Below are 6,474 nucleotides of genomic sequence, written 5' to 3' on the forward strand. Positions count from 1 at the left end.
AGGCTATGTAGCGGGGAGTTATGTATTACGGGTTATATCCTCTGAACAGAGGCAAGATTTCAAGATTAGTAAATTGGGTAGATAGTGTGCGGATGTGGATAATGATTACTCAAGGGAGAATACAGGTTGAGCATCCAGTCGCAAGATGGAGTAAGAGCATCGAGAATAGCGAGCGAGCAATGGGCAAATGTTCCTCCAATGGGACGGTCCGCCGCGCGGGTTAGGGGGCTGGCTGTTCTTCCCAACCCCGTGACGAACATCCTGCGCCTTCAAGTATCTGACAGCAAAGGCCAAGTAGTGCAAACGGAGTTGACGGATGCTTCGGGTCGAAGTGTTTTAAGTCGCCAATTCTTACCCGAAACCAACAGTCACCACGAGGAGTTTGGGGTGAGTGAGTTACCGACGGGGATGTATTTCTTGAGAGTAACTACGCCTGACAAACAAGCGACTTTGAAAGTGGTGAAGGTAAATTAACACGCCAAAGCTTGATGTTTTAGTTGAAAAATCCTGTTATCAACCTATGATGGCAGGATTTTTCAGTTATTTGCCCTAATTTGCGGCTTGATTTGATAAGATTGGAAAATGTACCCAACGGACAAGAAAAACATTGAACGACTCAACCAACTCATTGATAAAAATATACTAAATGGTAGCTATTCCATTGATGATATATGCCTTGAATTAGGCATGAGCCGTTCTCAATTGTTTCGACTCGTGAAAGAGGAAACCGACCTCTCTACTTCCCGTTACATTCGTCGTCGCCGTTTGCTGAAGGGGAAAGAGTTAATTGAAACCACCGACCGCAAAATAGCCGAAATCGCTTATGAAATTGGCGTGGATAGCCCACAAACTTTTACGAAGTACTTTACTGAAGAATTTGGCATTTCTCCCACTGAATATCGTAAAAATAGAGAAAAAGAGCCCCTTTTAGAGACTTCGCATGAGGAGCAGGAGGTGGTGGTTCAAAACATTGTGCCGCCGTCGCCGCCTGTAAATGAGACGACTCCAACTGCGACCAAACAGAAATATAAGTACGTTGCCCTCGTAATGTTGCTTGTGGTGCTGGCAGGTGTCGGGCTTTGGGTGAGGTATATATCCAAAGAGGCAGACAACTCCATCGCGGTTTTGCCTTTCAAAAGCAACGGTGATCCCGAGGCGGCGCTGTTGGCAGAGGGGGTAACCGAACAAATACACGCCTCTTTGACCACCCTCAGTCACCTAAAAGTTATTTCCCAAAACTCGTTAAAACTCTTTAGAGAGTCGAAAAAAACGATTCCCGAAATTGCCTCAGAGCTACACGTATCCTATATTTTGGGAGGTACGACAACCCTCAATGGAGCGAGTGTGCGTATAACAATGGAACTGGTAAAAGCCTCAGAAGACCAAGTGGTGTGGACAAAACAGTACGAAGGGAAGGCCACTGAATTCATTGGTTTAATTAATAAAATAGCCCAAGACATTACCCAACGATTTCAATTAAAACCATCGCAATCGTTGGCTGTCAAGGCAAACCAGATGCCAACCGATAACCCTGAAGCTTACAACGAATATTTGCAGGGGAAACAATTGTTGGCAACTCGGACCAAGGAAAAACTGCTGGCAAGTTTAACGAAATTTGACAAGGCGATTGCGTTAGATTCCAATTTTTCGGACGCCTACTCTTGTAAAGCGCAGGCTTATTTTAGTTTGGGAAATTTGAGCCACATCGACTTAGACTCAAGTTTCAGGATGACGGAGCGAGAAGCGCTGAAATCCATCCGATTGGATGCCGATAATGCCCAGGCGTATGGACTATTGGCGGCTGTTTACCGTGACGAATACCGTTGGGAACAGGCTAATTCCACTTTTCTGATTGCTTTGCGTTGTAATCCAAACGACGCGCAAGTGAATTATTGGTACAGCTTGATGCTACGTTCGTTGGGGCTGCTGGAAGAGGCGGTGAAGTACAGCACCAAAGCCGTGGCTTTAGATCCGCTTTCACCCGTGATTTTGGGCGGACATATTCGCAACTGTTCTTATGCTAATAAGAGAGAAATGACCAAAGCGGCCATTGAAAACGGCAAACTTTTGTTCAGTGATTCTTTTTTGTATTACTGGTCAACGGGCTATCATAACCTCGCAACCAAAAATTATTCCCTCGCTTTGCGGGAGCTGACCAAAGCCCAACAACTTAACCCCAGCGTCAAAGGGATTGAAGCAGCCCTTATCTATACCCAGGCTTGTTTGGGACAAACGGCCACGGCCCAAGCGTACCTGTCTTCTCTGCCCGAAGTGCCCGATAATTACAGCTATTTTGCAATGGTATATGCGGGGTTGAACGACAAAAAAAACTGCCTTTATTACCTCGAAAAAATGGCCACATTGGGGAAGATTCCCACCGATGTCAAGGTGTCGCCGTTCTTTCGTTTCTTACGCGGTGATAAACGTTTTGACGCTTTGCTGCAACGGTTTGGTTTGCGAAACGTTCAGCTATCCAACTGAGCCATTTTTAGCATACATACCTTTTTTTCTTCAAAAAGATACGCAATTGTGCGTTTTTCTAAGTTTTTGACCGTATTTTCTAAGTTTTTGGTCATATAGTCAAACAGGGTGAGCTGTGTTTGCATCTACTTTTGGGATATCATTTTTCAACCAATTGTTGATGAAAAAGGTCTTTTCTATTGCTCACATTACCCTACTTTGTATTGGACTTTGGCTCTGGTCGTTGGCTTGCTCTTCGACCGAGCAAAGTCCCAGTAAAGTTTCGGATCGATATACCATTGCGACTGATAACTATGTTGTTTTGGCTGAAAAAGCGCTGACCTACCAGTCGGATTTTGACTGGGATGGCTGTGCTGATTTGTTGGCCGACGACGTGCAGTATTTTTTGCCCGACCGCGCCCAACCGCTCGTGGGTAAGTCGGCGGTGTTGGCCTTTTGGAAAAGCTGGCCGCAACTTACGCGCCTTGATTCTTGGCAACTCAGCCACTTCAACCACATTCCAGTTCAAACACGTCAAGCCTTGCCATTTTCGGGGTTGTCGGGGGTGTATGTGATTTCGATGTTTAGGGGAAAACTCCATTACGTCGATGGCCATACCCGCACGCTGAATCTGAACTGCTGCCTTCATTTTAATGCACAAAAACGCATCGATCGTTGGTATAGTTACTACGACCACCGTCCGATGATACCTACTTTGACTACTATTTAAACAACTACCTTTTAATCCGATGAATACCACAAAACTACGTTATGCTTTGTACCGCCTTGTACTTCTATTTGGGTGGGGACTTTTTTTATTGCTTGGACAAACTACCGCCGCGCAAACTTGTACGGGTGAAGTGCTGAATATCTCGGCCACTACCCCCAGCCAAACGGGTAGTAGTGGCTCTTGGACGGTGCCTGCTGGCGGCCCTTATAAAATACGCATCACTGCAAAAGGCGCGAAGGGGGGAAATAGTGTTGAAGTATCAGGAGGAGCTGGTGCAATAATGATTGGAGACTTTTTTGTTTCTCAAGGACAAATCTTGGAAGCATCGGTTGGGGCATTAGGGGCTTCACAATCGAGCACTACTCGTGTTGGCGGTGGTGCTGGTGGTGGTGGCTCAGGGGTTCGTATCCAGTCTGGTTCTGTTTTATTGGTGGCAGGAGGCGGTGGCGGTGCCACACATGCCTCTTGTTTCGGACATCTTGCGGGTGGTTCTGCGACAACTACGGCTGGAAATGGTAATGGAGGTAATGGAGGAAACGGAGGCGGTGGTGGTGGCTTGAATACTAATGGTAGTAATGGAGTAGGTATATTTAGTGGAGGCTTTACAGGCGGTGGTGGTAGTGGGATCAATGCACATGGAGGAGTTGCTACTGGAAATACTGGAGATGTTGGGACAACCGGTGGAGGAGGCTATGGCGGCGGTGGTGCTGGTGAATATGGCGGCGGCGGTGGTGGTGGATACTCTGGCGGCAATGCAAGTGTACGTAATGCTAATCCACAATGTAGTAATTTTACCCAATCCTCAGGTGGCGGGTCTATTAATTTGGGAACTAATCAAAACAATAGCATTTTAAACAACGCAGGTGGTCAAGTTATCATTGAGTGTCTCGGTACGGCTACGTACTCGGCTACGGTTACGCCTACTCAACCTTCCTGCATTACACCTACGCAAGGCGGCGTGAGCATTGACCTCACTGATGATCTAAATGGGTTTACCTCGGGTGGAGTAGAATACGCCATCGTAGCGGGCAATAGTTTTACGGGGACGCCCACATTCGCGGATGTTACCGCCGACCCATTGAATGTTACTTCTGGTACGGGAACCACGGTGGGTACTTACACCGTGCGGATTCGCCTCAAATACAATCCGACGCTGTACGTGGACAAGACCTACACGCTTACACGTCCTTGCAACTGTACTTATTACGTGAAAGCCAATGCGACGGGAGCCAACAACGGTAGTTCATGGGCGGATGCTTTTACGAGCCTGCAAGATGCGCTGGAAACGGTGTGTTCAGGGGCTGAGATTTGGGTCGCGGCAGGCACGTACTATCCTACGGCTGATGCTTCTGGCAATAAAACCCCCGCCGACGCCCGTACCAAAACCTTTGTGATGAAAAATGGCGTGGCCATTTATGGGGGCTTCAACGGCACAGAAAGCCAGCTTACTGCCCGAGATTGGCGAACGAATCTAACAACGCTCAGTGGAGACATTGGTAATGTAGGTGATAACAGTGATAATAGCTATCGCGTTATTAGCAATTCAGTTCAGGGAGCCAGTGCTACATTGGACGGTTTTGTCGTAGCTTATGGTAATTCAGTAGATTTAGGCAATGACGCAGGGGCTGGCCTAAACAGCATTTCAGGAACCACGACTATTATTCGCAATTGTAAGTTTATTGAAAATCGAGCTAGTTACGGAGGAGCAATAAACATTGATGGGGCTTCCAGCAGTACGATTAGTAATTGTTATTTTAGTGGGAATACTGGGGTAATTAATTCAGGAGCAATCAATATAGATCGTAATAGCTCTTTGACGATTACCAACAGCATTTTTGCGGAGAATACCTCTACAACGTGGGGAGGAGCTATAGTTAATGCTTACAGTACGGTGAATGTAATCAACTGTACCTTTTTTAATAATGTAAGTGGAGAAGGTGGGGGTGTACGAAATCTTTTTGGGAATACGACGATCTTGAACAGCATTTTTTGGGGGAACAGCCCGCAACAAATTCATGCTACATCGGGTGTGCTTACGACAAGTTATTCGATATTTCAGGGTGGGCTAACTGGTACAGGAAATATAAGTACTGACCCACTTTTTGTGAATGCTGCCAATGGAGACCTACGCCTAACACCCTGCTCGCCTGCCATCAATGCGGGAGATGCTGCTACTACCTCAGCCACGGTAGGGCTTGTTGATTTCGCAGGGAATCCTCGTTTTTATGCTGATGGTAGAATTGATATGGGGGCGTATGAATATCAAGGCTCTTTACCCACGACCATCACTCCCACGGTGGGAAGCTCCAGCCCTACGACTTGTGGTGGCTCAAACGGTAGTATTACTTTGAGCGGATTTTTGAACAGTACCACCTATTCGGTTGCTTATAAAAAGAATAACATAGCGGTTTCGGCGGCTAACTTTATCTCTGACGGCAGTGGCGTAATTACGCTAACGTCTTTGGGAGCAGGAAATTATACCGATATTGTCGCTACGTACGGTGCGTGCGTCAGCAATGCTGCCACGGCTAGTTTACAAGACCCAGCCAAACCAGCTCTTACATTGAGTACGATTCCAGCCATTTGTCCAGGGGCTACGAGTTTTACGATACCTTATAGTGCCCCAACAAATTCACCGAACAAGTATTCGATTTCAGAGACTGGTATTACGGCGGTTAGTGATGGCGATTTATCTAACCCTATAACGGTGATGCTGAGTAGTCCTGCTTTTGGAAGTTCAATATCTTTTAAATTCACGGTCAAAAATTCGACTACTAATTGCGTGTCGGATGATATTATGGGCTCAGTGACGGTCACCCCCGTAAGTGTGGGCGGCACAGTAAGTTCAGCCCAAACGATATGTTCGGGAACGAGTCCAGCAGATTTGAGTTTGTCGGGTCAAACGGGGAATGTGGTTAAATGGCAAAAGTCGAGTGATGCTAATTTTAGCAATGCGGTTGATATTGCTTCAACTGCTACCCTGACCACGTTGCCAAGTGCGCTTATAGGTGCTTTGACGGTGAATACCTATTTCAGGGCAGTGGTGCAAAGTGGGGTATGCAGTGAGGCGGTTTCAAGTTCGGTGCTGATTCAAATTCACCGAAAGCCCACAATTACGTTATCAACGCTCCAGCAAACCCTCACCGAAGGTAACAACCCTGTTTTGTGTGACACGGATGCGAATCCTGTTAACGGTTTGGAGTTTGATGTTTCGGGTTTGTGTGTTTCAGGTAATCCTGTTTGGCGGGTGCAAATAGGCAGCGGTGCATGGAGCGACTGGTCAG

The 6,474-nt window shown here is 46.8% G+C and carries 4 protein-coding genes; all 4 read left to right on the plus strand.

The window, feature by feature from the left end:
• The first annotated feature begins 198 nt into the window (after positions 1 to 198).
• On the plus strand, positions 199 to 474 hold the full coding sequence (locus AC23P2_RS30785) for a T9SS type A sorting domain-containing protein (RefSeq protein WP_487776741.1): 276 nt from the start codon (positions 199 to 201) through the stop codon (positions 472 to 474).
• A gap of 108 nt (positions 475 to 582) precedes the next feature.
• Positions 583 to 2,481, plus strand: coding sequence for a helix-turn-helix domain-containing protein (locus tag AC23P2_RS30790; protein ID WP_487776742.1), 1,899 nt, complete (start codon positions 583 to 585; stop codon positions 2,479 to 2,481).
• A 160-nt stretch (positions 2,482 to 2,641) separates the two neighbouring features.
• The gene (locus AC23P2_RS30795) at positions 2,642 to 3,190 is read left to right on the plus strand and encodes a nuclear transport factor 2-like protein (protein ID WP_487776743.1); all 549 of its coding nucleotides are present in this window, start codon (positions 2,642 to 2,644) and stop codon (positions 3,188 to 3,190) included.
• A 19-nt stretch (positions 3,191 to 3,209) separates the two neighbouring features.
• Positions 3,210 to 6,474: beta strand repeat-containing protein (locus tag AC23P2_RS30800; protein ID WP_487776744.1), on the plus strand; the 3,265-nt coding region annotated here is incomplete at its 3' end.

This window comes from Runella sp. R0.1_18 (assembly GCF_057652155.1).